Source organism: Limnohabitans sp. (assembly GCF_017848645.1).
In the GTDB taxonomy this organism is placed as follows: Bacteria; Pseudomonadota; Gammaproteobacteria; order Burkholderiales; family Burkholderiaceae_C; genus Limnohabitans_A.
The window spans coordinates 1-23,922 of sequence record NZ_JAFEIF010000059.1 but is presented as its reverse complement, the minus strand read 5'-3'; the positions used below and the strand labels follow the sequence as shown (position 1 = coordinate 23,922).

Genomic DNA, 23,922 nt, shown 5'->3' with positions numbered 1-23,922 from the left:
CCCAATGAATTTGCTCACCCGAGATGTGCCCCCCCGCAGCGCCTGGGCGCTGGAACAAGCGGGCATCCACCCCCTGCTGGCCCGCCTGTATGCCGCCCGTGGCGTGTTGTCCAAAGACGAACTCGACGACGCACTGAACCTGCTGCTGCCCCCGGCCGGCATGCTGGGCACGCAAGCAGCCGCCAAGCTGCTGGCCGACGCCATGGCGCAAAACAAGCGCCTGTGCATCGTGGCCGATTACGACTGCGACGGCGCGACCGCCTGCGCCGTGGGCGTGCGCGGCCTGCGCATGCTGGGTGCACACAATGTGAGCTACTTGGTGCCCGACCGCGTGGTCGACGGCTACGGCCTGACCCCACCCATTGCCGAGCGGGTGCACGCACAAGGGGCCGATGTGTTGATCACCGTGGACAACGGCATCGCCAGCGTGGCGGGCGTGCAAGCGGCCCAAGCCCTGGGTCTGCAGGTGCTGGTCACCGACCACCATTTGCCGGGCAACGAACTGCCCACAGCCGAAGTCATCGTCAACCCCAACCAACCCGGCTGCAGCTTCACCAGCAAATCCATCGCCGGTGTGGGTGTGATGTTTTACGTGCTGCTGGCCCTGCGGGCCGAGCTGCGCCAGCGCGGTGTGTTTGATGCGAGCAACCAGCCGCGCCTGGACGCGCTGCTGCCGCTGGTGGCTTTGGGCACCGTGGCCGACGTGGTCAAGCTCGACGCCAACAACCGCCGTCTGGTGGCGCAAGGCCTGCGCCGTGTGCGGGCCGGGGCCTTGCCGCCCGGCATGGCTGCGCTCATGCGTGCGGCCAGCCGCGAAACCGCCAAGGCCACCACGTTTGACTTTGGTTTTGCCCTGGGGCCACGCATCAACGCCGCAGGCCGCCTGGCCGACATGACGTTGGGCATCGAGTGCCTGCTGACCGACGACGCGGGCCGCGCCGACGAGCTGGCCAAACAACTGGACGCGATCAACCGCGAACGCCGCGTGATCGAGGGCGACATGCGCGAGATGGCGATGGAGATGGCCGAATCGCTGTTTGACGAAGGCGACGAGCCGCCGCCCACCATTTGTGTGTTCGACCCGGATTTTCACGAGGGCGTGGTGGGTATCGTGGCCTCGCGCATCAAAGACAAGCTGCACCGCCCCACCTTTGTGTTCGCGGCCAGCAGTGCCCCTGGCAAAGAGCACGAACTAAAAGGCTCGGGCCGCTCGATTGCGGGCTTTCATTTGCGCGACGCGCTCGATCTGGTGGCCAAACGCGCCCCGGGTGTGCTGCTGCGCTTTGGTGGACACGCCATGGCGGCGGGCTGCACCATTGCCGAAGAACACCTGGATGTGTTTGAAGAAACGCTGAACCAAGTGGCCATGGAATGGCTGGACGCGGCCACACTGCAACGCCGCCTGGAAACCGATGGGCCTCTGCCCGCCGAATACCGGCGGGTGGACCTGGTGGACATGCTGCACCACGAGGTCTGGGGCCAGGGATTTGCGCCACCTGTCTTTTGTGAAGAAATCGAGATCGTGTCACAGCGCTTGGTGGGCGAGAAACACCTGTCGCTCAAGATGAAGCACCAAGGCCAGCCGGTCGAGGGCATCTGGTTTGGCCGCACCGAGCCTTTGCCCGCACGCGTCAAGCTGGCCTACCGGCTGGACGCCGACGAGTGGCAGGGGCAAAAGCGGGTGCGATTTCTGGTCGAAGGCGCGGAGCTGTAAAACCCCAATGGTTCAGTGCTTGGTGGCCACTTTGCCCTGCAAGGCATTGAGCACGGGCGCGGACACCAGGCCCGATACATCACCGCCGAGCTTGGCGATTTCTCGCACCAAGGTGCTGCTGATGTGCTGCACATGGGCGCTGGTGTGCAAAAACACGGTGTCCACTTCCGGTGCCAGGTGGCGGTTCATGCCCGACATCTGCGTTTCGTAGTCGTAGTCGGTCACCGAACGCAGGCCGCGCACAATGACTTGGGCGTTTTGCGCCCGCACAAATTCCACGCTCAAACCATCAAAAGGCAGGGCCTTGACGTTCGGGCAATCGGCCAGCGCGGCTTGCGCCAAGGCCACACGCTCGTCCAGACTGAACAAGGTTTTTTTGTGGTGCGCCACGGCCACCGCGATGATGACCTGGTCAAACATCTGCGCCGCGCGGCGGATCGCGTCTTCGTGCCCCAAGGTCAGCGGGTCAAAGGTGCCCGAGTAAACAGCGGTCACAGCGGTGTTGGCAGATTTGCTCATGGCGTGTCTCCTTCAGCAAAAGTAACAGTTGAGGGGGCAGTTGGGGTGGGCGCAGACTCGGGCACAGACTGGGCGCTGGTCCGTTGCAACAAATGCGCATGCACCGCACCCGCTTTGAGGTGGCGCTCGCACTGCAGACCCAAAGCCGCCAGCGCATCGGCAGGCCAGGCCACTGGCGCTTCCAGGTAAATCCAGCCGCCCACCGGCACGGCCCGGGTGGCGGCCTTCAGGGCCGGCTCAAACCAGGGGCCATCAAAGGGCGGGTCAATGAAGACCAGGTCCACGCTGCCCGCCGGTATTCGGCCCAAGGCGCTCACAGCATCGCCGCGCTGCACACTGACCATGCTGGCTTTCAGGCGTGTGGCGTTGTCTTGTAAATCGCGCACCAACACCGCGTCTTGCTCGACCATCAGCACATGCGCCGCACCACGCGATGCGGCCTCCAGACCCAGCACGCCCGTGCCCGCAAACGCGTCCACACAGCGCCAGCCGCTCAGGTCCTGGCCCAGCCAGTTGAACAGCGTCTCGCGCACCCGGTCGGGCGTGGGCCGCAGGCCCGGCTTGTCCAGCACCTTCAGGCGCGTGCGCCGCCACTGGCCGCCAATGATGCGCACCTCGTGCGAGGGCTGGCCTTTGGGGGGTTTAGGAACAGGTTTTCGAGCTGCAGGTTTGGAGGCTGCGGCGTGGGTCGATGAGCGTGATGTTTTCGATGAGGGCATGGGGCACAAGTGTAAAGGCCGCTGCGCAATCCGTACGTGATCTGAACTGGATGTGGAAGAGAAACAGCGCAGCTTCCAGGGTCACCGCTGGACACCTGTGGCTCAGAACCAAGCCAGACGAAAAAAAACCAGCATCACGCTGGTTTTTTTCAACAAGGTCAGGGACTCAGCGTGAACAAGGGTCCCATGCCCTCACTTGACAGCAGCGACTTTGGCATCCGCCTTGGTTTGTGCCTTGGCGGCAGCTTTAGCCGCTTTCTTTTCGGCTTTGGCTTTGGCGCGACTCTCCGCTTTGTCTTTTGCAGTGGCCTTCATATCAGCTTTGGCATCTTTGGCTGTGGTCACGGCTGCAGCAGCAGGTGCTGTGACAGCTGTTGCAGCGGTCGCGGCTGCGGCAGGTGCCGTGACAGCAGTTGCGGCTTTGGTTGCAGTCGCGGTCGCGGCTGCAACAGGTGCTGTAACAGCTGTTGCAGCTTTGGCTGCGGTCGCGGCGGCAGCGGGCGCTGTGACAGCTGTCGCAGGCAAGGCGGGCGCTTGGGCAAAGGCAGCGGCAGCGAAGAAACCGGCAACGAGGGTGGCGAGCAGCTTGTTCATGATCAAAATTCTTTCATCAGGTTTTCAGTCCAACACTTTGTTGAACTTGTGACTACAACGCCCCCTGTGCCAGTCCTGATGACGCACTGGGCACTCCAGTTGTAACGCCGTGTTTCGTCGCACGGCGAATGCCTGGGCTGTAGCGTTGCCAAGCCAAGTCGTGGTGCGCAATGGCGGGCTCGCGGCCCATCACCAAATCGGTCACCAATTGCGCGCTGCCGCAGGCCATGGTCCAGCCCAGGGTGCCATGGCCCGTGTTGAGAAACAAACCTGCTGTCGGGCAAGCCCCCACCACCGGGGTACTGTCCGGCGTCATCGGGCGCAGGCCTGTCCAGAACTTGGCCTGACTCAGGTCGCCCCCCGGAAACAGGTCTTGCACCACCATCTCCAGCGTTTGACGGCGGTGCTCATCGAGCGACAGGTCATACCCCACCAAGCCAGCCATCCCGCCCACGCGGATGCGTTGGTCAAAGCGGGTGATCGCCACTTTGTAGGTCTCATCCAGCACAGTCGAGACGGGTGCCCGCTTTGCATCGATCAAGGGCAAGGTGAGCGAGTAACCTTTGACCGGGTAGACCGGCAAGTTCATGCCCAAGGGTTGCAGCAAAGCCCTTGACTGCACGCCCAGCGCCAGCACCACGCGGTCTGCGGCCACATGGCGCAGGGGCTGCCCCTTCTCCCGCCCAGAAGCTGCTTGCACCCACGCCCCTTGCACACGACCGCCTTGGACGTCCAGCGCGGCGATGTCCTGCCCCCACTCAAAGCGCACACCTGCGGCCTCGGCCATGGCCGCCAGACGGGTGCTGAACAGGTGACAGTCGCCGGTTTCGTCGTCGGGCAAACGCAGGCCTCCGGCCAAGCGCGGCAAAGCGTCGGCCAGGCCCGGCTCCACGCGCGCCAACTGTTCGCGGCTGAGCAACTCAAAAGGCACGCCGCAGTCGCGCAACACCGCAATGTCTTTGTGCGCGGCATCGAGCTGGGCCTGGGTGCGAAACAGCTGCAAGGTGCCGCCCTGGCGCTCTTCATAGCTCAGGCCCGTGTCGGCCCGCAGTTGGCGCAGCACATCGCGGCTGTAGTTGGACAGGCGCATCATGCGTTCTTTGTTGGTGGCGTAGTCGGCGCCATTGCACTGGGCCAGCATGCTCATCAACCAGCGCAATTGGAACAGGCTGCCGTCCGGGCGCAGGCTCAAGGGCGCGTGTTTTTGAAACAGCCATTTGAGTGCTTTGAGCGGGATGCCGGGGGCCGCCCAGGGCGTGGAGTAACCCGGCGAGACCTGCCCAGCATTGGCAAAGCTGGTCTCCATGGCGGGGCCGCTTTGGCGGTCGATCACGGTGACCTCGGCCCCAGCGCGGGCCAGAAAATAAGCGGTGGTGGTGCCTATGACACCGGAACCCAAGACAAGGACTTTCATGGACTTGACCTCTCATTTTTGCGATGAAATGGATTCTAGGAATCACTTGTCAGTGAATTTCATTGAAAATCAAGCCCCAGACAGTGAAAGACCCTATCCATCCCATCCCCCATGAAGGCTGCGCAGTGAAATGACCGAACTCGACCGCATCGACCTGAAAATCCTGGACGCCCTGCAAGCCCAGGGCCGACTGAGCATGACCGAGCTGGCCGAACGGGTGGGCCTGTCAGCCTCACCCTGCACCGAGCGGGTGCGCCGCATGGAGCGCGAAGGCGTGATCACCGGTTACCACGCGCACCTGCATCCTCAGGCGCTGGGGCGCACGCTGCTGGTGTTTGTGGAGATTCGCCTGTCCAGCAAATCGGACGAGGTGTTCGAGAAAGTGCGTGCGGCCATGCAGGCCCTGCCCGAGGTGATGGAGTGCCACCTGGTGTCGGGCAGTTTTGACTACCTGATCAAGGCACGCCTGAAGGGCATGAGCGATTACCGCAGTTTGCTGGGCAAGCTGCTCAAAAACATCCCGGTGCCCGCCGAGTCGCACAGCTATGTGGTGATGGAAGAGGTCAAGGAAAGCATGCAGCTGGCTTTGGGCCGGGTTTGAGCTCGGTCCTGGAAGGCAGCACGAGGCGCGTTGGCGCTGACTGGCTCACGGGCCAGGACAGCCCATGTGATGCGCTTTATGGCGCTGCGCCCACCACCACAGTGACCATGCGCTCGGGCTGCAGCACCCGGGCCATGGCGCGTTGCACATCGGCCGCGCTGACGCGCTCGATCTGCCGCGTCCAGGTGTTCAGGTAGTCCAGAGGCAACCGGTTCCAGGCGATGTTGGCCACGTTGTCCAGCAACTTGCGGTTGCTGTCGATGCGCAGGGCAAAGCCGCCCACTAGGTTAGATTTGGCCGCTTGCAGCTCGGCCTCGGTCGGGCCTTGGCGCACAAAGCCTTGCACCACCTCTTGGGCCACGGCCACAGCTTGCTTGGCCTGGTCAGGGCGGGTTTGCAGGCCCACGGTGAAGGCCCCGGCGTGCAGGCCCGGGGCAAACGCGCTGTAGACGCTGTAGCTCAGGCCACGTTTTTCGCGCACCTGTTCGGTCAGGCGCGAGACAAAGCCGCCGCCGCCCAAGATGTGGTTGCCCACCAGCAGGGCAAAGAAGTCGGGGTCGGTGCGTTTGTAGCCGGGCTGCCCGATCAGCACATGGGCCTGGGCCGAGTCAAAGGGCAGGTTCAGGTTTTGCGCGGCAGCCAAAGGGGCCACTTCGGGCACGGGCGGCAGGCTCTGGCAGCCTGACTCACGGGGCCACTGCGCCAGCAGGCGCTGCACCAAGGCATCGGTTTGGGCGCGGGTCAAAGCGCCCACCACACTCACCGTGGCGCGGCAAGCGCGCAGGGCCTGGGCGTGCAGGTTTTTCAGGTCTTGCACACCGATGCGCGACAAGCTCTCGGGCGTGGCGCGTTGGCCATAGGGGTGCGTGCCATACACAGCCTCGGCAAAGCGGTGCTGCACCACCGTGCCGGGCTTGGTGAGTGATTCGCGGATGGAGGCGCTGATGCGCTCGCGGTCACGCAGCCACATGGCCTCGGGGAAAGCCGGGTGCGCCATTTGCCGCGCCGCCAAGGCCACGGCTTTGTCCAGCAGGTCCGGGTAGCTCAGGCTGCGCAGGCCAAAGCTCATGCGGTCACCGCCTGCACTGGCGCCAAAACTGGCCCCCAGGTCGGCCCAGGCTTCACCGATCTGGTTTTCATCCAGGGCCTGGGGATACGGACCTTGGCCCTGGGGGTCGGCGCGGGTGCCGTTCGCCATTTGCCCGGCCATGACCGAACCCAGGCCGGCCTGCGCCGACGGGTCACGGCGGCTGCCCGCGTCGATGTCGATCTGCACATCGACCATGGGGATGGCGTGGCTCTCGACCAAATACACCCGCGCACCGCTGGGCTGCGTCCAGTGCTGGATGGGCAAAGAAGCGTGCGCCCAGCTGGCCGCGGTCCAACAGGCCAGCGCCAAGGCCGTGCGCCGCCAAGCCAGGGCGTTCAAGGAAGAGATCAGGAACATGGGGTGTGAAACTTTCATGAAGCGCTTCAATGGCGGGCACCGGGCAGGGCGCGACGCGCCCGGGGCTGGCCCGACAAAGGCTGGGGCAGCAAGGTGGCCACGGTGAGGCTGTCGTCACCAAAATACTTTTGCGCCACGGCCTGCACCTGGGCGGGCGTGACCTGCCGCAACCGGGCAATCAATTGCGCCCCGTAGTCCGGCGGCAAGCCCAGCGTCCAGGCGACGCCCAACTCACGCGCTTGGTTGAAGACCGAGTCGAGCTTGTAAATTTCGCTGGCCACCCATTGGGTTTTGACGCGCTGCAGCTCGGCCTCGTTCACGCCCTCGGTGGCCACCCGCTGCACCTGGGCCCGCAAAGCCGCTTCCAGCGCTTGGGGCGTTTGGCCTTTGGCGGGCACGCCTTCCAGATAAAAGAACTGTGGCCCACGTCCCATGAGGCCGTTGTAGGCACCCACGCTGTCGGCCAGGCGGTTTTCACCTTGGGTCAGGGCGCGGTCCAGACGCGCGCCGCTGTAGCCATCGAGCACAGCCGCCAGCACCGTCAGGGCCAGAGCATCGTCGTGCTCAGGCGAGGCCGCGAGGCTCGCCAAGCGCGGCACCTTGAAGGCCAAGGCCACATACGACTGCTCAGCCGGGGCTTTGAATTCGAAGCGACGCAGGCCTTGCTGCGCGGGCTCTTCTCGTGGCTTCCGCTCGGGCACAGCTCGGGTCGGGATGACGCCGTAATACTGGTCAGCCAGTGCCTTGACTTGCAGCGGGTCCACATCGCCCGCCACCACCACCACCGCGTTGGCCGGGGTGTACCACTTGCGGTAAAAATCGCGGGCGTCTTGCGCCGTCATGGCCTCCAGATCGCTCATCCAGCCGACGATGGGGCGACGGTAGGGCGAAGCCGACAAGGCCGTGGCCGAGAGCATTTCGTGCAACTGGGCGCGGGGGTTGTCGTCGGTGCGCAGGCGGCGCTCTTCTTTCACCACCTCCAGCTCTTTGGCAAATTCGGCATCGGGCCACTGGTTGTTGGCAAAGCGGTCCGACTCCAGACGCATCACGGCTTCGAGTTGGTTCGACGGAATCTGCTGGTAATAGCCGGTGTAATCCTTGGCGGTGAAGGCGTTTTCGCGCCCGCCCAAAGCGGCCACGCGCCTGGAAAACTCCCCTACAGCCAAGGTGGGCGTACCTTTGAACAGCATGTGCTCGAGCACATGGGCCACACCGCTGGTGCCATCCACCTCGTCCATGGAGCCCACACGCAACCACACCATGTGCACCGCCGTGGGGGCGCGCCGGTCGGGTTTGACCCAAAGCGCCATGCCGTTGGACAAGGTGAAGGTGTGCACCTGGGCCACGCTGGCCGCTGGGGCCTGGCCTGTGGTTTGGGCGCTGGCTTGGCCCTGCGGGGCCTGCGGGGCCTGCGGGGCCTGCGGGGCCTGAGCCGTGGCGCTGAAGCTGCTGGCCAGCAGGGCTGTTGCCAGCGAGAGTCCCAAGAGAAAGTTTGGTTTCATAGAATGCATGATCCTTGAAATCCACGCCATGTTCAGTTTCTTCAAAAAAAAATCCCCACCTGCTGAGGTCCCATCGGCTCCAGCGGCTGCTTCACCCGCTGTTTCGCCCGCTGCTTCCCCCACTGTTTCTTCGCCTGTGACCGGCAAAGCCACCGCGCCAGCCAGCCCCCCCACAGCGTCCACACCGAGCGCGGCAGAGGCAACACCTGCCGCCCCCGCCGCACGCCAAGGCTGGCTGGACCGTCTCAAAGCGGGCCTGCGCAAGACCGGCTCCAGCATCACCACCGTCTTCACCGGCACGCGCATCGACGACGAACTCTATGAAGAGCTGGAAACGGCACTCTTGGTGGCCGACACCGGGGTCAAAGCCACCGAGCATTTGCTGCAAGACCTCAAACGCCGCGTCAAAGACAGCAAGGCCACCGACCCTTCACAAGTCAAAACCCTGCTGGCCGATGCCATCACCGACCTGCTGACGCCCCTGCAAAAACCGCTGACCATTGGCGACCACCACCCCACCGTGATCATGGTGGCCGGCGTCAACGGCGCGGGCAAAACCACCTCGATTGGCAAACTGACCAAACATTTGGCAGACGAAGGCCTGAGTGTGCTGCTGGCCGCGGCCGACACCTTCCGCGCTGCGGCCAAGGAGCAGTTGGCGGTTTGGGCCACCCGCAACACGGTGGAGATCATCAGCCAGCAAGGCGGCGATCCGGCAGCAGTGAGCTTTGACGCGGTAAGCGCTGGCCGCGCCCGGGGGCGTGATGTGGTGCTGGTGGACACCGCCGGTCGCCTACCGACGCAGCTGCACCTGATGGAAGAGCTGAAAAAGATCAAGCGCGTGGTGCAAAAGGCCGATGGCACCGCCCCGCACGAGGTGCTGCTGGTGATCGATGGCAACACCGGTCAAAACGCCCTGGCCCAGGTCAAAGCCTTTGACGACACGCTGGGCCTGACGGGCCTGATCGTGACCAAGCTGGACGGCACCGCCAAGGGCGGGGTGCTGTGCGCCATTGCCCGCGAAAAGCCGATTCCGGTTTATTTCATTGGCGTGGGCGAGAAGCTGGAAGACCTGGAAACCTTCAACGCCCGCGAGTTTGCCCAAGCCTTGCTGAGCTGATCACCCCGGCCTGCGCTGTACCCCAGCGCACAGACATGGCCATGCGTCGCCTGCAAAATCAGGGAAAACCCGAGGACTGTTGGCACCCCGAGGCCGTCCTTTAGCACTCCTCACCAGAGAGTGCTAATATTGGGGTATTCTGAAAGGAGTTCTGGTATGAACATTCAAACTGGTTCCCCCGCCACAGCCATCGCGCTGAGCAACCCCTGGGCGGTCGTGCCCTCGCTCGGCCATCTGGACGCCTACATCTCTGCGGTCAACCGCATGCCCATGCTCACCCTCGAGGAGGAGCAAGAGGCCGCCCGCCAACTCAAAGCCAACGACGACCTCGAAGCCGCCCGCAAGCTGGTGCTCTCGCACCTGCGTCTGGTGGTTTCCGTGTCGCGCCAATACTTGGGCTATGGCCTGCCGCACGGCGACCTGATCCAGGAAGGCAATGTGGGCCTGATGAAGGCGGTCAAACGCTTCGACCCCGACCAAGGCGTGCGTCTGGTGAGCTACGCGCTGCACTGGATCAAGGCCGAAATCCACGAGTACATTCTGAAAAACTGGCGCATGGTCAAGGTGGCCACCACCAAGGCCCAGCGCAAGCTGTTTTTCAACCTGCGCTCGATGAAGCAGGGCTACAAGTCCGATGCCGACGAAGGCACACACCGCGACACCCTGACGCCCGACCAGGTCGACGCGATGGCGAACAGCCTGAACGTCAAGCGCGAGGAAGTGCGGGAGATGGAAATGCGCATGTCCGGCGGCGATGTGCTGCTGGACCCGGCCCCCTCGGACGACGGTGAGCAGGCCTTTGGCCCCATTGCCTACCTGGCCGATGTGAACCACGAGCCCACCGCGATGATCGAAGCGCACCAGCGCGATGTGATGGCCAGCGATGGCTTGGCGACTGCTTTGAGCGTGCTGGACGACCGCAGCCGCCGCATCGTGGAAGAGCGCTGGCTCAAGGTCAACGACAACGGCTCGGGCGGCATGACGCTGCACGACCTGGCCGACGAATACGGCGTGAGCGCTGAACGCATCCGCCAAATCGAAGTCGCAGCCATGAAGAAGATGAAAAAGGCGCTGGTCGAGTTCGCTTGAGGCTGAACCACACACCCCCAAGAAAAAATCCGCCTAGGCGGGTTTTTTCTTGGGGGCTTCAAGCCACTACAAGCTTTAGGGGATGTTGGCCAGCAAGCGGTAGATGGCACGACCATCTTTGCTGCTGGTGCCCGTGGGCTGGGCCATTTGACGCAAGTAGCTGCTCACGGTGCCATGGGTGGCGCTGGGGTTGCGGGCCCAGTACAGGGCTGCGGCTCCAGCCACGTGAGGGCTGGCCATCGAGGTGCCCGACAGGCTGATCACACCACCGCCGAGTTTGAGCGAAGGAACGGCCACGCCAGGCGCCCAGATGTCTACGCAGCTGCCGTAGTTGCTGAAAGAGGCTTCCAGGTCGTTCACATCGGTTGCAGCGGTGACCAGCACGCCGGGCGTGCCCACGCCGCCAATGCGGGCAGGCGAAGCGGTGCAGGCGCTGGCCGACGAGTTGCCAGCGGCGATGGCAAACACGATGCCTCGCGCGGCAGCGGCACGCACCGCGTCATCCAGCAATTGGCTGGCACCGCCGCCCAAGCTCATGTTGGCCACAGCGGGCAAGAGGGCGTTCGCGGCCACCCAGTCCACGCCTTTAATGACCGAGGTGGTGGTGCCCGAACCATTGCAGTCCAGCACCTTCACACCATAAACCGGCGCACCAGGGGCCATGCCCACCACGGCGGCCGTGTTGTCATAAGCGGCCATGGTGCCGGCCACATGGGTGCCGTGGCCGTTGCAATCGGTGTTTTTACGGTCAGCAATGAAGTTGACGTGCAAGGGGCGGTTCAGATCGGCGCTTTTCATGTCCACGCCGGTGTCGATCACATAAGTGCGCACGCCCGTGACCGTGCCCGAACCATTGCCCGCCAAGGTGTAGCTTTGGGTCGCCCCAGTTTTGCTGATGCCCCAGGGGGTGGACTGGGTCGTGACGGTGGTCGAGCCACCCGAAGAGGGCCGGCCCAGCGAATAAGTTTGATCTTCTTCGATCAGGTCGACTGAGGGGTCGCGTCGCAAGGCTTCGTGTTGGGCGGGCGTCAAGCGGGCCGACATGCCTTTGAATACCTGGCCAAAAGCCGTGTAGGCTTTGACGCGGTGCTTGCGCTCGAGCGCCTGGATGTGGCCCACCACACGCTCGCCCACGTAGGCCCAGCCCACCGGGTCAGCGCCAATGCGCTCATCACGCACCGAGCCGGGCTTGACGGGGGTCATGGCCGATTCCTTGAAGCGGATGACGTAGTTCTTGTCGTTCGTCTGGGCGCTGGCCCATCCCGTCAGGGCCAGGCTCATGGCCAGTGTGAAACTGGTGAACTTGATCATTTTTTCGCGCTCCTTTTGCTCAACTTCATCACATTTTACAGATTCATGATGGTTTTCCCAGTACCCAATCAGGGTAGGCCTGACGCTGAGACGCATTGATCAAGGATCTTTTAAGATCGAGGCAGCTCTGACTTCCCCTCATTTGTCTGGACATGCCCATGAAACACCCCCTCCCCCGCCGTTTGGCATTGGCTTTGCTCTGCGGCCTGGCCACGCCCTTGGCCTGGTCTCAGGCGGCCAGCCCCGCTTGGCCCACCCAAACCGTGCGTCTGGTGGTCGGCTTCCCGGCCGGCTCCAGCCCCGACCTGACGGCCCGCGCTTTGGCAGAACCGCTGGCCAAAGCCTTGGGTCATAACGTGATCGTCGAGAACAAAGTGGGTGCCGGCGGCAACATCGCGGCTGACTTCGTGGCCAAGTCCACCGACGGTCACACCCTGGGCCTAATGATCAACGGCAACATGACCATTGCCCGCATCCTGAACCCCAAGGTGCCTTATGACCCGCTCAAGGACCTGGCACCCATCAGCCTGATCGGTAAAGCGCCCCTGGTTCTGACTGTCCCAGTCAATGCACCTGGTCAAAGCGCAGCCGAGTGGCTGAGCCAAACCCAAAAAGCGGGTGACAAGCTCAGTTATGCCTCGCCAGGCGTGGGCACCGTGGCGCACCTGGGCATGGAACTGCTCAAAACCAAAGCCGGTATTGCGCCCGTGCATGTGCCCTACCCTGGCAACCCGCAAATCATCACCGCCATGCTGGGTGGTCAGGTGCAACTGGCTTTGCTGCCACCGGCCATGGCGGCCGCCCAAGTGCGCGGCGGCAAACTGCGGGCCATTGGGGCTTCGAGCACCGGGCGCAGCCCCGTGGCCGCTGAAGTACCCAGCCTGAGTGAGATCGGGGTGAAGGATTACCAGCTGGAAATCTGGAATGCGGTGGCTGCACCCGCCTCGATGCCAGCGGCTGTGGCCAGCAAGTTGTCGGCCATGGTCAGTGACATCGTGCGTGCGCCCGAGATGCGTGCCCGTTTGTTCCAGCAAGGCTGGCAAGTCGTGGGTTCCTCGCCTGAGGGCTTGCGCAACCGGATTGAGTCCGACACGAAAGCGCTGGGCGACATCATCCGCAGCCAGAAGATCGAAGTGAATTGATACCCTGAATCGGGCCCTGAAGCGGCGTGTTCAGCCCTGGGCCCTGCGGCTCGGGCTCACTTGCCTTTGAGCAAAATCTTCACATCGGCGGCCAGCGCCTCGGCCCCACTGGCGTGGCGGTTGTACAGGCGAATGCGGCCTTGCGGGTCAAAGGTGAAGCTGCCCGCCGAGTGGTCCATGGTGTAGCTGGTGGGGGTTTTGCCCTCGACCTTTTTGTAATAGATCTTGAAGTCCTTGGTCACCTTGGGCAGCTGCTCTGGTGTGGGGCGCAAGGCCACAAAGTCCGGCCCAAAGTTGGCCATATACGCCTTGAGCAACTCAGCGGTGTCGCGTTCAGGATCCACCGTGATGAAGACGCCCTGCAGCTTGTCGCCATCGGCGCCCAAGAGCTGTTTGGCCTGCGCCATTTCCTGCAAGGCGGTGGGGCAGACGTCGGGGCATTGGGTGAAACCGAAAAACACCACCACGGCTTTGCCCGCAAAGTCCTTGAGGGTGCGCACCTGGCCGTCCTGGTCGCTCAGCTCCCATCCTTGCGCGTAGTCGGCTCCGGTGATGTCCACACCGCGAAAGGCTGGTTTGTCTTCGCCGCAGCCACTCAAGCCCCACACCGCCCCCGCCAAACCCAAGGCCAGGGCCGCTCTCGTTAAAACTCTGCGTTGCAACATGCCTGGGGCCTCAAAAAATGTAGTGGTCGAGCAGCAAAGCGGCAAACAAGGCGCTCAGGTGGATCAGCGAAAAACGGAAGGTCTTGCGGGCCAGCTCGTCCGAATATTCGCGGTACAAGGCTACTGCGTAGCCGATGAAACCGATGCTGAGCACCACAGCCGCCGCCAGGTAGAGCCAGGAGCTCATGCCGTAGACAAAGGGCATGAGGCACGACGCCATCAACACAATGGTGTAGAGCAGGATTTGCAGGCGCGTGAATTCGTTGCCGTGGGTGACCGGCAGCATGGGCAAACCCGATTTGCGGTAGTCCTCCACCCGGTATAGCGCCAGCGCCCAGAAGTGCGGCGGTGTCCACAGGAAAATGATCAAAAACAGGATCAAGGCTTCAGGCCCGACCTGACCGGTCATGGCTGCCCAGCCCAGCACGGGCGGCATGGCCCCACTGGCCCCGCCGATCACGATGTTCTGTGGCGTGAGTGGCTTCAAGATCACGGTGTAGATGATGGCGTAGCCGACAAAGGTGGCAAAGGTGAGCCACATGGTCAGCGGGTTGACCAGCACATAGAGCACCGCCGAGCCCAAGGCGCAGAGCACGGCCGAAAACAACAAGGCCTGCTGGTCACTGAGTTCACCCTTGGCGGTGGGCCGCCAGGCGGTGCGCTTCATTTTGGCGTCGATGGTTTTTTCCACCAGGCAGTTGAAGGCCGCAGCCGCCCCCGCCACCAGCCAAATGCCAATGCAAGCCCACAGGCCCAGCTTCAGCTCAGCCAGGCTGGGCACACCGGGCACGGCCAGCACCATGCCGATCAGGGCACAAAAAACGATCAACTGAACCACGCGCGGTTTGGTCAACGCGTAGTACTGCTGCCAGGCAGTCAGGGGCAAACGGGCGGTGGCGACGGTCATTCGGCAAGCTTTTTGGAAAGGACAGGAGACCCTGAATTATCAACCCGGCTGACACTCAAAGCCCAGGTCAGGGTCAAGGCCATGGCCGCAGCACCACCGGTGTGCATCACGGCGGCCAATAAGGGCCAGCCCAGCACCACGTTGCTCAGCCCCGTGGCGAACTGCAAAGCGCACAGGCCCAGCAACCAACGCCCGGCCACAGCCAAGCCCGGCTGGAGCCGCAAACGCCAGCCCACCCACAGCAGCACCGCCAACACCACCCAAGCGGCCGAGCGGTGCACAAAATGGATGGACACCAGCGATGCGAAAGGCAACAGTTCGCCTGTTGGGGTGTAACCCAGTTCACGCCAGACGCTGAAGCCTTGCCAGTTCATCTCGGGCACCCACTGGCCGTGGCAGGTCGGAAAGTCCGGGCAAGCCAGCACGGCGTAATTGGTGCTGACCCAGCCACCCAAGGCAATTTGCAACCCCAGTAAAACAAAGCCTGCCCACAAACCTGCCCGCAATGGCGACGGCAAAGGCCGCGTGCCTGCGCCGTCATAGCGAACGGCTTGCGCCATCAACAAGACCAACAAACCGATGCCGCCCATCAGGTGCAAGGTGACGATGGCCGGGAACAGTTTCATGGTCACCGTCAGGGCGCCGAACGCCCCTTGCATGCAAACCCATATCAAGGTCAAAGTGGGCAACCAGGGGCTGACTTCCCGGCTTTGGCGGCGCAGCCACCAAGTCATGGCGGCCAAAGTCAAGATCAAAACGCCCACCCCAGTGGCCAGGTAGCGGTGAACCATTTCGATCCAGGCCTTGCTCTTGGTCACTGGCCCGGTGGGCATGGCGGTCTCGGCGGCCTTGATTTCAGCTTTGGCTCCGATGGGCGTGGCGCTGCCATAGCAGCCCGGCCAATCGGGGCACCCCAAACCGGAGTCGGTCAACCGGGTGAAGGCCCCGAACAGCACCAAGTCAAAAGTCAAAAACAAGGTGATCAATGTCAGGGCCTTGAGTCGGCCCGATGGCGAGGCGCGGCGCTGCTTCCACAGCCACCAGCCCAACGGCAATGCCGCTACCGCCAAACCCACGGCCATGAGCTCCAAAATCGGCTCGAGGTTGTACAGGTCAACTTCGGTCATGCCTTAACGCCCCGCGTTGTCCCAAGACGATGAGGCCTTGAGCAATCGGTCCAGGTCACGCTTGGCTTTGGAGGCACCGGGCACATCCATGTTGGCCGGGAAACGCATCATGAAGTTGCCCATCGGGTCGATCACGTACAAATGGTCCTGCAACTGCTGGCCCGGGGCCGGGCTGATCCAGCTTTGCACCGTGGCCGCGTCCAGTCGCAGCACATGCGCCATGTTCAAAGCGGGCAAGAGGCTGGGGGCCACAGGCGCATCGTCAGTGACCAACCAAACGCGGTCCAATCGGTCCTTTTCGCGGCCCAGAATCTCACGCAACTGCCGCTGGAAATACAGGTTTTGCTGGCAGCGCTCATCGCAAGCACCCGAAGCCACTGTGACCAGCAGCCACTGGCCTTTGAGGCTGGCCAGCGTGACCGCTTCGCCCTGCAGGTTTTTGGCGCTGACCTGGGGCATGTCTTTTTGCGGCTGGATCAGCTCGCCATAGACACGACGGCCTTCGGGCCGGATCACGTAGTAGGTGAAATAAGAGGCGATGACCGGCGAGGCGCATATCAGCATCATGGCGATCATTTTCCAGCGGCCCATGCGGGTGCGCTGCGCATCGGCCTGCACCACAGCGCCCGGGCTGGGCATGTCGTGCACCGTCATGGCCAGAGGGCTGTCAGGCTGGTCTTTTTGGGCGGCGGGGTTGGACAATTTGGAACCAGACATAAAGTAATGCGATCAGGCCACTCAGGCCAAACCATTGAAAAGCGTAACCGTGGTGCTTTTCGACCCCACTGGCCACCACAGGCCATTCGCGCAGCAGGCCTTCAGAGGGCCCGCCTGACTGGAGCAAGGTGACTTCGAGTACCTTCAAACCCGTTTCTTGCCGGTAGGCAGTCAGATCGAGATTTTGCCGTATTGGACCCGACTCAGTCCCGCCGAAGTCGTAGAGCCTTGAAGGCCATGGGGCCAAATGGCCTTTCACTTGCACCAGCTCATCAGGCGTCTGCACAGGCGGCAAAGCGGCCCGGTCGGTGAAGGAGCGCTGCGCCCAGCCGCGCTGCACCACCAAGACCTCCCCCGTGCCGTCGATCTGCAACGGGGTCAACACAAAAAAACCAGGCTTGGCATTCATTTGCCGGTTGTCCAGATACACCGTGTGCGTTGGCAACCAACGCCCCGTCACGACCATGCGGCGGTGAATCAACTCGCTGCGTTGTGCCACCTCTTCAGGACCGCTCCTCAGGCTTCGACCGTCCAGCGCTTCTTTGCCTGATTGCTGCGTTCGTGCGTCTTGGAGTGCGGTTTTTTCATGGGCGCGGCCGAGCTGCCACAGCCCCAACGAAAAGGTGATGGCCACCCCCATGGCAGCCACCGCCAGCATCAGCCATCTTTTCCAGTGAAGGGGTTTGTCAGTCATTGGATAATGTGTCCATGAAAATTCTTGTTGCCATCGCATTTGTCGCCATTTTGGTCAGTCTGGGCTCGGCCCTGATGTACATGATGCGGGGAGGAACTCCTCCCGTTGAAGGACAAACGCCCAAAAAAGGCAACATGGCCACCGCACTGGCTTTTCGAGTCGGCCTGTCCATTGTCCTCTTCCTCTGTGTGCTGCTGGCTTGGAAGATGGGCTGGATCCAGCCCACCGGCATACCGCCTGGGGCTTGAGGGTTAATTGGTTTTTCAGCCCTGATGTTTGAGCAGAATCAGCGGTTTGCAAGCCATTGCCCCCCAACAAAAAAGCGCCCAAGGGCGCTTTTTTGTTGTGCCAGTGGCTGGTTTACATCCAGTACACCAAGATGTACAGGCCAAGCCAAACGACGTCCACGAAGTGCCAATACCAAGCCGCGCCCTCAAAGCCGAAATGACGGTCTTTGGTGAAGTGGCCTTTTTGCAAGCGCAAGGTGATGAACAAAAGCATCAACATGCCCACGAACACGTGGAAGCCGTGGAAACCGGTCAGCATGTAGAAAGTGGAGCCATAAATGCCGGAAGACAATTTGAGGTTCAGGTCACCCCAAGCATGGGCGTATTCGTAACCCTGAACGAACAGGAAAACCAAGCCCAAAATGACCGTCATCCACATGAACTTGATGGTTTTGCTGCGGTCACCCGATTGGATGGCGTGGTGTGCAATCGTCAAAGTCACACCGGAAGTCAACAACAAGGCTGTGTTGATGGTCGGCAACCAGAAGGGGCCCATGGTCTGGAAGGGCTCGACGAAACCGGCTGGCGAAGTGGTCGCCCCGGGTACCACGCTGGGCCAGGCAGCCTTGAAGTCTGGCCAAAGCAATGCGTTTTCCAGGCTACCGAGTGCAGGAATCGAATGTGAACGCGCCCACCACAATGCGGTGAAGAAAGCCCCGAAGAACATCACCTCCGAAAAGATGAACCAGGTCATGCTCCAACGGTAAGACAGGTCGATCTTGCGACCGTACATGCCGGCTTCACTTTCATGTACAGCTTCGGAGAACCACTGGTACAAAACGATCAACCACCAGGCCATGCCGAAAAACAGGCAATACATGCCCCATTCGGCACCGTTGATCCATTGTCCTGCACCCAGGATGACGAAGAACAAGCCAATGGCCGACATGACCGGATGGCGTGACTCGTGCGGTACGTAGTAATAAGGCGTGCTGCCGTGTGCTGCTGAACTCATGGGGACTCCTGCTCTCTCTTCTATCGAAATCTTATTTTGGCGGTTACAGGCCAGTGGGCTGAACCACGACCCAATTGACCAGGGCTATCAACCCCAGTACGAACAACAATGCCGCGCCGATGGCCACACCGATGATGTGGAACGGGTTGAGCTTTTCTAAGTCTTGCTGGTATTCGGCGTTTTTGCGCAGACCAACAAAGGACCAAAGAACGGCCTGAATGGTGCGCAACCAGGACGTTTTGGAAACGGGCACTCCGGGTGTGCTCATGAGCCCAGTCCTGTCTTGACCGGCAGGGGCTGCAAAGCTGCAGCCAATGGCGCTGTCGGTGCAGCTGGCGTCTTTCCACCCACCTCAAAGAAGGTATAGGACAAGGTGATGGTGGTCACGTCTTTGGACAACTTCGGATCGATCACAAAGGCCACTGGCCAGGACTTTTTCTCACCGGGCGCCAGGGTGTACTCATTAAAGCAAAAACACTCCAGCTTGTTGAAATGGCTGGCGGCTTGCTTGGGGGCGTAACTGGGAATGGCCTGTGCGGCCATGCGGCGATTTTGCACGTTCTGGAATTCGTACATCACCGTGTTCAACTCGCCCGGGTGAACCTGCATGGAGCGCATTTCTGGTTTGAACTCCCAAGGACCGCGCACATTCGCATCGAACTCGACGGTGATGGTGCGACTGGTGTCCACTTGGCTGTTGCGCAGGACCTGCGCCGCTTGCGCGGCTTTGGCGTTACCAGGGACTTGCGTTTCAGAAATGGACAAAACGTTGATGCCCGTGATTTCGCAAATGGCCTTGTAAATGGGCACCAGCGCATAGCCAAACCCGAACATGCCAGCGGTGACGATCGCCAGTTTGCCAACCATTTTCAGGTTTTCACCGCGCAGGTTCATCATGTTCTTTCAGGGGTTGAGAATCAGCAACTTGGCCACAAAACCGAGCAGCACGGCAAGCGCCACCGAGGCCAAAATCAGGCCCAGGCGCACATTGCTTTTTCTTTGTTCAGGGGTCATGGCCATGACTGCATCAACCAATCACGCGGGTCGCTGTAGCGTCCAGCTTAGGTGGGTTTTCAAAGGTGTGGAATGGCGCGGGAGAAGGCACTTCCCACTCCAAGCCTTCTGCACCTTCCCAAGGCTTCTGAGGCGCTTTCTCGCCCTTGCCCATCATGGCAGGCAAAACAATGAACAGGAAGAAGTAAACCTGTGCAAAGCCGAAGAAGAAGGCACCGACCGAGGCGATCATGTTGAAGTCGGTGAACTGCATGGGGTAGTCGGCATAGCGGCGGGGCATACCGGCCAGTCCCAGGAAGTGCATCGGGAAGAACGTGATGTTGAAGGAAATCAGTGACCACCAGAAGTGGATCTTGCCGCGTGTTTCGTGGTACATCACACCGGTCCACTTGGGAATCCAGTAGTAAACGCCTGCGAACAGGGCAAACAGAGAACCCGCCACCAACACATAGTGGAAGTGGGCCACCACGTAATAAGTGTCCTGCAACTGGATGTCGATCGGGGCCATGGCCAGGATCAGACCCGTGAAGCCACCCATGGTGAACACGAAGATGAAGCCCACAGCAAACAGCATCGGGGTTTCAAAGGTCATGGAGCCGCGCCACATGGTGGCGATCCAGTTGAAGATCTTCACGGCGGTGGGCACAGCGATCAGCATCGTGGCATACATGAAGAACAGCTGGCCTGTGACCGGCATGCCGGTGGTGAACATGTGGTGCGCCCACACAATGAACGACAGGATGGCAATTGACGATGTGGCGTACACCATGGAGGCGTAACCGAACAGCTTCTTGCGTGCGAAGGCAGGCACGATCTGGCTGATGATGCCGAAGGCCGGCAAGATCATGATATAGACCTCGGGGTGACCGAAGAACCAGAAGATGTGCTGGTACATGACCGGGTCACCACCACCAGCGGGGTTGAAGAAGCTGGTGCCAAAGTGGCGGTCTGTCAGGGTCATGGTGATCGCGCCAGCCAACACGGGCATCACGGCGATCAGCAAGTAAGCGGTGATCAACCATGTCCAGGCAAACATGGGCATCTTCATCAAGGTCATGCCAGGGGCGCGCATGTTCAGGATGGTCACGATAATGTTGATCGAACCCATGATGGACGAGGCACCCAGGATGTGCATGGCGAAAATACCCGCATCCATGGAAGGGCCCATTTGCAGGGTCAGGGGTGCGTAAAGTGTCCAGCCGGCAGCGGGTGCACCGCCGGGCATGAAGAACGAACCCACCAGCATGCCAGCAGCAGGAATCATCAGCCAGAAGCTGAAGTTGTTCATGCGGGCAAAGGCCATGTCGGAAGCGCCGATTTGCAGCGGCAGCATCCAGTTCGCAAAGCCCACGAAGGCGGGCATGATCGCACCGAAGACCATGATGATGCCGTGCATGGTCGTGAACTGGTTGAACAGCTCAGGATTCACAATTTGCAAGCCTGGCTGGAACAGCTCGGCGCGGATGCCGAGCGCCAGAACGCCGCCGACCATGAGCATGGCAAAGCTGAACAGCAGGTACAGGGTACCAATGTCTTTGTGGTTGGTGGCATACACCCAACGACGCCAGCCCGCAGGCGCGTGACCGTGGTCGTCATGGGCGTGATCGTGATGGTCTAGAACGGCACTCATCTTGATTTCCTTTGATTGGTATACGGTACGGCTTATTTGCGAGCGGCCAGAACTTCAGCCGGTTGCACGATTTGCCCAGTCTTGTTGGACCAGTTGTTTTTGGTGTACGTGATCACAGCTGCGATTTCGGTGTCCGACAACTGCTTCCATGCAGGCATGGCGCCATTGTTTTGACCGTTCAACATCACCGCGATTTGCTTGGACTTGTCGGCATCGAGCACGATGGAGGAACCGTCCACCGCCTTGATGGCGCCAGCACCTTTGCCGTTGGCCTGGTGGCAGGCTGCACAGTTGGCGGCATACACTTTCTCACCGCGCTTGGACAGGTCGTCCAGCGCCCAGACTTTGGCTGGATCATCGGCTTTGGCCGCTTGCTTTTTCTTCTCGGTGTCGACCCAGGCCGCGTAATCAGCCGCAGACAAGACCTTCACGTGGATGGGCATGTAGGCGTGCTCTTTGCCACACAGCTCGGCGCACTGGCCGTAGAAATCACCGGTTTTTTCGGCACGGAACCAAGTGTCACGCACAAAACCAGGGATCGCGTCTTGCTTGATACCGAAGGCAGGCACCATGAAGGCGTGGATCACGTCGTTGGCGGTGGTGATCACGCGCACTTTTTGGCCCACGGGCACCACCAGAGGGTTGTCCACTTTGAGCAGGTAGTTGTCACCGGCTGGCTTGCCTGCGTCAGACATGGCGCGGTGCGAGGAGTCGAGCGTGGAGATGTAGCTCAGGCCCTCACCTTCGCCTTTGATGTAGTCATAACCCCATTTCCACTGGTAGCCGGTGACTTTGACGGTCAAATCGGCGTTGGTAGTGTCTTTCTGAGCCACGAGCACTTTGGTTGCGGGCAAAGCCATCAGGATCACAATCAGGAAAGGAACAGCTGTCCAAACCACTTCAACTGTGATGGACTCGGTGAAAGAAGCCGGTTTGTGGCCTACCGACTTGCGGTGCTTCCAGATGGAATAGAACATGACCGCAAAGACCGCGACAAAGATCACGGTGCAGATGATCAACATCATCCAGTGCAACCATTGCTGCTCTTCGGCGATCCGGGTCACCGGGGGATGCAAATTAAGTTGATTGACAGCTGGGCCACCCGGCAAATCATTGACAGCGTGAGCAGCCGTAGCCACCCAAGCGCCTGCAAAAATGCCCGCGCGGGATAGCAGCGAAGCCAATTGGTTGGAAATATTCTTCATGGTTCTCACTAACTTCCAAGACTCTGTTGAACTCACACTTTGGACCAAGCCGGACTGACCCGACTGGCCACACGGCATCACGCTGAGCGCAATGCCTTCCTGATTTCTCGCGCCAGCACTTGCCGGAGCTCGGGCCTGACAAATCGCCCCACCTCAATCGTTTGACCTTGACCCGACAACTCGATCAGGCTTTGGTCTCCGGACTTAGGCTCAACCCGCACCCATTGGCGCGCGAATTCAGCCCTCTCCAAGCGGCCTGCCGTTTCCAGCTCGACCACCAGGTTGCTGCCTTGCAGCGAAATCATTTCACCATCTGCAGCGTGGCGGGCATAGGCCAAAAAAGCCAGCCCCACGACTGCCACCTCCAAACCAGCAAAAGCCAGCACCAAAGTGGCCCCTTGCATCCAAAAGAACACCCCGATGCCCAAGGACAGCGTGCACAGCGACAAGTACATCCAGCCCAACTGGGCTGGTGTGACCGAGCAATTGCGTTTAAGCCGCCATTGGACAGCTGGGCCCGACACTTGCGCGAATTGGTAAGCCTGATTTGACATCCGTCAACTTTCAATAACCTAACACCCTGTCAAGCATGTTTTATGGTCAAAACGCGCGGATTTTACCTGAGATCAAACCATGTTTTGACAGATCTCAAACTTTGCCGCCTATACCCCCAGCCGAATGCAGCATAAGCCGCATCTGATCGAGTCCGATTTCGGTTTTTGAAGCCATTTTCATGCGCGGCCGAGGCTTCAGGGCGTGGCCATAAACGATCTCGAAGCCCAAGGACAAGCGACCATCCTCTTCGGGACGGGCCAGAGCCAACAAGGCTTCTGACAAGCGATCACGCCACCGGCGCGTGCGCAAACCCTGAAATCGCTGCACATGCAAATTGCGCCCCAAGCTGCGCAACTCGGCCAGCAAAGTGTCAGGGCTGGCATACGTCAAGGTGATGCGCTCCATGTCCATGACCGGCTCGGCAAAACCAGCCTCCACCAGCATGTCACCCCAGTCGTGCATGTCGGTGAACGCATGCGCGGGCTCGGGCCAGCCAGCCCGGGCATACACCTGCCGCAAATCGCGCAGCGTGTCAGGCCCCAGGCAAGAAAACATCAAGAAACCATCGACCGCCAAGGCCCGGTGCCAGGTCTGCAGCAAGGCCTGGGGCTCGGCGCTGGCATGCAAGTGCATGTTCGCCCACAGCATGTGCGCCGAGTGATCGGGCGGCAAACCCTCATGCCGCTTGGGCCCGCGCCAGTGCCGGGCCTGCCACCATGGGGCTTGCAGCGCCTGGCGGGTGAACTGGGCATGCGCCGGGGACTCGCCAGCCAGCCAAACCTGCGCCTTGGGGTAGCGTTGCTCCAAGGCGCTTTGCGCCGCAAGACCCCCGCGCAGTGGACCCCAATGCACCCATTGCTGGGGCAGCAGTTTGATGAAGTCCAGGCGCTCTTGCATGCGCGACGCTACCTCTTCATGCAGCCAAGGCGACTGCGCGGCTTGCACGGGCAAGGCCTGCCAGCGGGCAGCGGCCACGGGGTCCAAAGAGGGGGGG

At 61.3% G+C, this 23,922-nt stretch carries 26 protein-coding genes; 6 read left to right on the top strand and 20 right to left on the bottom strand.

The features are described from left to right. Positions 1 to 4: 4 nt before the first annotated feature. Positions 5 to 1,714, top strand: coding sequence for a single-stranded-DNA-specific exonuclease RecJ (gene recJ / locus QZ190_RS13185; RefSeq protein WP_291917022.1), 1,710 nt, complete (start codon positions 5 to 7; stop codon positions 1,712 to 1,714). 12 nt (positions 1,715 to 1,726) lie between these two features. On the opposite strand, the gene coaD is transcribed toward recJ, so the two are convergent. The 4 genes from coaD to QZ190_RS13165 all read right to left on the bottom strand — a co-directional run bounded on the left by coaD (position 1,727) and on the right by QZ190_RS13165 (position 4,960). Then, positions 1,727 to 2,233, bottom strand: coding sequence for a pantetheine-phosphate adenylyltransferase (coaD, locus tag QZ190_RS13180; protein WP_291917020.1), 507 nt, complete (start codon positions 2,231 to 2,233; stop codon positions 1,727 to 1,729). Then, positions 2,230 to 2,952, bottom strand: a complete 723-nt coding sequence (gene rsmD / locus QZ190_RS13175; RefSeq protein WP_291917018.1) for a 16S rRNA (guanine(966)-N(2))-methyltransferase RsmD — start codon at positions 2,950 to 2,952, stop codon at positions 2,230 to 2,232. Before rsmD ends, coaD begins: the two co-directional genes overlap by 4 nt. Positions 2,953 to 3,144: 192 nt before the next feature. After that, positions 3,145 to 3,546 carry a hypothetical protein gene (locus tag QZ190_RS13170; RefSeq protein WP_291917016.1) on the bottom strand — a complete coding sequence of 134 codons (402 nt, stop codon included), beginning with the start codon at positions 3,544 to 3,546 and terminating at the stop codon, positions 3,145 to 3,147. 52 nt (positions 3,547 to 3,598) lie between these two features. Then, positions 3,599 to 4,960, bottom strand: coding sequence for a D-amino acid dehydrogenase (locus QZ190_RS13165; RefSeq protein ID WP_291917015.1), 1,362 nt, complete (start codon positions 4,958 to 4,960; stop codon positions 3,599 to 3,601). Between the two features lie 130 nt (positions 4,961 to 5,090). On the opposite strand from QZ190_RS13165, the gene QZ190_RS13160 reads away from it, so the two are divergent. Beyond that, positions 5,091 to 5,561, top strand: a complete 471-nt coding sequence (locus QZ190_RS13160) for a winged helix-turn-helix transcriptional regulator (RefSeq protein WP_291917013.1) — start codon at positions 5,091 to 5,093, stop codon at positions 5,559 to 5,561. Positions 5,562 to 5,637: 76 nt separating this feature from the next. On the opposite strand, the gene QZ190_RS13155 is transcribed toward QZ190_RS13160, so the two are convergent. Both QZ190_RS13155 and QZ190_RS13150 read right to left on the bottom strand, forming a co-directional pair. Next, positions 5,638 to 7,026, bottom strand: a complete 1,389-nt coding sequence (locus QZ190_RS13155; RefSeq protein ID WP_291917011.1) for a pitrilysin family protein — start codon at positions 7,024 to 7,026, stop codon at positions 5,638 to 5,640. 8 nt (positions 7,027 to 7,034) lie between these two features. Next, positions 7,035 to 8,510 (bottom strand): pitrilysin family protein, encoded by a 1,476-nt coding sequence (locus QZ190_RS13150; RefSeq protein ID WP_291917009.1) that lies wholly within the window; start codon positions 8,508 to 8,510, stop codon positions 7,035 to 7,037. Between the two features lie 28 nt (positions 8,511 to 8,538). On the opposite strand from QZ190_RS13150, the gene ftsY reads away from it, so the two are divergent. Together ftsY and rpoH are read left to right on the top strand one after the other, a co-directional pair. After that, on the top strand, positions 8,539 to 9,630 hold the full coding sequence (gene ftsY / locus QZ190_RS13145; protein ID WP_291917064.1) for a signal recognition particle-docking protein FtsY: 1,092 nt from the start codon (positions 8,539 to 8,541) through the stop codon (positions 9,628 to 9,630). A gap of 156 nt (positions 9,631 to 9,786) precedes the next feature. Then, positions 9,787 to 10,719, top strand: coding sequence for an RNA polymerase sigma factor RpoH (rpoH, locus tag QZ190_RS13140; RefSeq protein WP_291917008.1), 933 nt, complete (start codon positions 9,787 to 9,789; stop codon positions 10,717 to 10,719). 75 nt (positions 10,720 to 10,794) lie between these two features. Here the strand turns inward: rpoH and QZ190_RS13135 are convergent, their stop codons facing one another. Then, the gene (locus QZ190_RS13135; RefSeq protein WP_291917006.1) at positions 10,795 to 12,030 is read right to left on the bottom strand and encodes a S8 family peptidase; all 1,236 of its coding nucleotides are present in this window, start codon (positions 12,028 to 12,030) and stop codon (positions 10,795 to 10,797) included. A gap of 158 nt (positions 12,031 to 12,188) precedes the next feature. Here QZ190_RS13135 and QZ190_RS13130 point away from each other — a divergent pair, with 158 nt between their 5' ends. Next, the gene (locus tag QZ190_RS13130) at positions 12,189 to 13,172 is read left to right on the top strand and encodes a tripartite tricarboxylate transporter substrate binding protein (protein WP_291917004.1); all 984 of its coding nucleotides are present in this window, start codon (positions 12,189 to 12,191) and stop codon (positions 13,170 to 13,172) included. Positions 13,173 to 13,228: 56 nt separating this feature from the next. Here QZ190_RS13130 and QZ190_RS13125 read toward each other — a convergent pair whose 3' ends face one another. Genes QZ190_RS13125 through QZ190_RS13105 form a run of 5 tightly spaced genes read right to left on the bottom strand, consistent with a single transcriptional unit; the run spans position 13,229 to position 17,282 of the window. After that, entirely contained in the window at positions 13,229 to 13,837 is a 609-nt protein-coding gene (locus QZ190_RS13125) for an SCO family protein (RefSeq protein ID WP_291917003.1), read from the bottom strand. A 10-nt stretch (positions 13,838 to 13,847) separates the two neighbouring features. Next, positions 13,848 to 14,744, bottom strand: coding sequence for a heme o synthase (gene cyoE / locus QZ190_RS13120; protein ID WP_291917001.1), 897 nt, complete (start codon positions 14,742 to 14,744; stop codon positions 13,848 to 13,850). Then, positions 14,741 to 15,871, bottom strand: a complete 1,131-nt coding sequence (locus tag QZ190_RS13115) for a heme A synthase (RefSeq protein ID WP_291916999.1) — start codon at positions 15,869 to 15,871, stop codon at positions 14,741 to 14,743. Before QZ190_RS13115 ends, cyoE begins: the two co-directional genes overlap by 4 nt. Before the next feature lie 3 nt (positions 15,872 to 15,874). Beyond that, the gene (locus tag QZ190_RS13110; RefSeq protein ID WP_291916997.1) at positions 15,875 to 16,588 is read right to left on the bottom strand and encodes a hypothetical protein; all 714 of its coding nucleotides are present in this window, start codon (positions 16,586 to 16,588) and stop codon (positions 15,875 to 15,877) included. Then, positions 16,539 to 17,282: an SURF1 family protein gene (locus QZ190_RS13105; RefSeq protein WP_291916995.1), complete on the bottom strand. Its 744-nt coding sequence runs from the start codon at positions 17,280 to 17,282 to the stop codon at positions 16,539 to 16,541. The genes QZ190_RS13110 and QZ190_RS13105 overlap by 50 nt, the downstream gene beginning before the upstream one ends. Before the next feature lie 14 nt (positions 17,283 to 17,296). On the opposite strand from QZ190_RS13105, the gene QZ190_RS13100 reads away from it, so the two are divergent. After that, positions 17,297 to 17,530 (top strand): twin transmembrane helix small protein, encoded by a 234-nt coding sequence (locus QZ190_RS13100; RefSeq protein WP_291916993.1) that lies wholly within the window; start codon positions 17,297 to 17,299, stop codon positions 17,528 to 17,530. Positions 17,531 to 17,642: 112 nt separating this feature from the next. On the opposite strand, the gene QZ190_RS13095 is transcribed toward QZ190_RS13100, so the two are convergent. The 8 genes from QZ190_RS13095 to QZ190_RS13060 all read right to left on the bottom strand — a co-directional run. Further along, positions 17,643 to 18,524 (bottom strand): cytochrome c oxidase subunit 3, encoded by an 882-nt coding sequence (locus tag QZ190_RS13095; protein ID WP_291916992.1) that lies wholly within the window; start codon positions 18,522 to 18,524, stop codon positions 17,643 to 17,645. A gap of 43 nt (positions 18,525 to 18,567) precedes the next feature. Continuing rightward, on the bottom strand, positions 18,568 to 18,792 hold the full coding sequence (locus tag QZ190_RS13090) for a DUF2970 domain-containing protein (protein ID WP_291916991.1): 225 nt from the start codon (positions 18,790 to 18,792) through the stop codon (positions 18,568 to 18,570). After that, entirely contained in the window at positions 18,789 to 19,418 is a 630-nt protein-coding gene (locus tag QZ190_RS13085; protein WP_291916990.1) for a cytochrome c oxidase assembly protein, read from the bottom strand. Before QZ190_RS13085 ends, QZ190_RS13090 begins: the two co-directional genes overlap by 4 nt. A gap of 9 nt (positions 19,419 to 19,427) precedes the next feature. After that, positions 19,428 to 19,538, bottom strand: coding sequence for a cytochrome oxidase small assembly protein (locus QZ190_RS13080; protein WP_228767913.1), 111 nt, complete (start codon positions 19,536 to 19,538; stop codon positions 19,428 to 19,430). Between the two features lie 13 nt (positions 19,539 to 19,551). Continuing rightward, a complete protein-coding gene (gene ctaD / locus QZ190_RS13075; protein WP_291916987.1) occupies positions 19,552 to 21,168 on the bottom strand; it encodes a cytochrome c oxidase subunit I in 1,617 nt (538 codons plus the stop codon). A 32-nt stretch (positions 21,169 to 21,200) separates the two neighbouring features. Then, positions 21,201 to 22,373 carry a cytochrome c oxidase subunit II gene (coxB, locus tag QZ190_RS13070; RefSeq protein WP_291916985.1) on the bottom strand — a complete coding sequence of 391 codons (1,173 nt, stop codon included), beginning with the start codon at positions 22,371 to 22,373 and terminating at the stop codon, positions 21,201 to 21,203. 77 nt (positions 22,374 to 22,450) lie between these two features. Beyond that, entirely contained in the window at positions 22,451 to 22,927 is a 477-nt protein-coding gene (locus QZ190_RS13065; protein WP_291916983.1) for a DUF2244 domain-containing protein, read from the bottom strand. A 94-nt stretch (positions 22,928 to 23,021) separates the two neighbouring features. Further along, positions 23,022 to 23,922, bottom strand: a 901-nt coding sequence (locus QZ190_RS13060) for a biotin synthase (protein WP_291916981.1), incomplete at its 5' end; no start/stop codon positions are given.

Bases quoted from the DNA above. Each gene is read 5' to 3' on its own strand.
- recJ (WP_291917022.1), top strand. From the start codon at position 5: ATGAATTTGCTCACCCGAGATGTGCCCCCCCGCAGCGCCTGGGCGCTG.
- coaD (WP_291917020.1), bottom strand. From the start codon at position 2,233: ATGAGCAAATCTGCCAACACCGCTGTGACCGCTGTTTACTCGGGCACC.
- rsmD (WP_291917018.1), bottom strand. From the start codon at position 2,952: ATGCCCTCATCGAAAACATCACGCTCATCGACCCACGCCGCAGCCTCC.
- QZ190_RS13170 (WP_291917016.1), bottom strand. From the start codon at position 3,546: ATGAACAAGCTGCTCGCCACCCTCGTTGCCGGTTTCTTCGCTGCCGCT.
- QZ190_RS13165 (WP_291917015.1), bottom strand. From the start codon at position 4,960: ATGAAAGTCCTTGTCTTGGGTTCCGGTGTCATAGGCACCACCACCGCT.
- QZ190_RS13160 (WP_291917013.1), top strand. From the start codon at position 5,091: ATGACCGAACTCGACCGCATCGACCTGAAAATCCTGGACGCCCTGCAA.
- QZ190_RS13155 (WP_291917011.1), bottom strand. From the start codon at position 7,026: ATGAAAGTTTCACACCCCATGTTCCTGATCTCTTCCTTGAACGCCCTG.
- QZ190_RS13150 (WP_291917009.1), bottom strand. From the start codon at position 8,510: ATGAAACCAAACTTTCTCTTGGGACTCTCGCTGGCAACAGCCCTGCTG.
- ftsY (WP_291917064.1), top strand. From the start codon at position 8,539: ATGTTCAGTTTCTTCAAAAAAAAATCCCCACCTGCTGAGGTCCCATCG.
- rpoH (WP_291917008.1), top strand. From the start codon at position 9,787: ATGAACATTCAAACTGGTTCCCCCGCCACAGCCATCGCGCTGAGCAAC.
- QZ190_RS13135 (WP_291917006.1), bottom strand. From the start codon at position 12,030: ATGATCAAGTTCACCAGTTTCACACTGGCCATGAGCCTGGCCCTGACG.
- QZ190_RS13130 (WP_291917004.1), top strand. From the start codon at position 12,189: ATGAAACACCCCCTCCCCCGCCGTTTGGCATTGGCTTTGCTCTGCGGC.
- QZ190_RS13125 (WP_291917003.1), bottom strand. From the start codon at position 13,837: ATGTTGCAACGCAGAGTTTTAACGAGAGCGGCCCTGGCCTTGGGTTTG.
- cyoE (WP_291917001.1), bottom strand. From the start codon at position 14,744: ATGACCGTCGCCACCGCCCGTTTGCCCCTGACTGCCTGGCAGCAGTAC.
- QZ190_RS13115 (WP_291916999.1), bottom strand. From the start codon at position 15,871: ATGACCGAAGTTGACCTGTACAACCTCGAGCCGATTTTGGAGCTCATG.
- QZ190_RS13110 (WP_291916997.1), bottom strand. From the start codon at position 16,588: ATGTCTGGTTCCAAATTGTCCAACCCCGCCGCCCAAAAAGACCAGCCT.
- QZ190_RS13105 (WP_291916995.1), bottom strand. From the start codon at position 17,282: ATGACTGACAAACCCCTTCACTGGAAAAGATGGCTGATGCTGGCGGTG.
- QZ190_RS13100 (WP_291916993.1), top strand. From the start codon at position 17,297: ATGAAAATTCTTGTTGCCATCGCATTTGTCGCCATTTTGGTCAGTCTG.
- QZ190_RS13095 (WP_291916992.1), bottom strand. From the start codon at position 18,524: ATGAGTTCAGCAGCACACGGCAGCACGCCTTATTACTACGTACCGCAC.
- QZ190_RS13090 (WP_291916991.1), bottom strand. From the start codon at position 18,792: ATGAGCACACCCGGAGTGCCCGTTTCCAAAACGTCCTGGTTGCGCACC.
- QZ190_RS13085 (WP_291916990.1), bottom strand. From the start codon at position 19,418: ATGAACCTGCGCGGTGAAAACCTGAAAATGGTTGGCAAACTGGCGATC.
- QZ190_RS13080 (WP_228767913.1), bottom strand. From the start codon at position 19,538: ATGACCCCTGAACAAAGAAAAAGCAATGTGCGCCTGGGCCTGATTTTG.
- ctaD (WP_291916987.1), bottom strand. From the start codon at position 21,168: ATGAGTGCCGTTCTAGACCATCACGATCACGCCCATGACGACCACGGT.
- coxB (WP_291916985.1), bottom strand. From the start codon at position 22,373: ATGAAGAATATTTCCAACCAATTGGCTTCGCTGCTATCCCGCGCGGGC.
- QZ190_RS13065 (WP_291916983.1), bottom strand. From the start codon at position 22,927: ATGTCAAATCAGGCTTACCAATTCGCGCAAGTGTCGGGCCCAGCTGTC.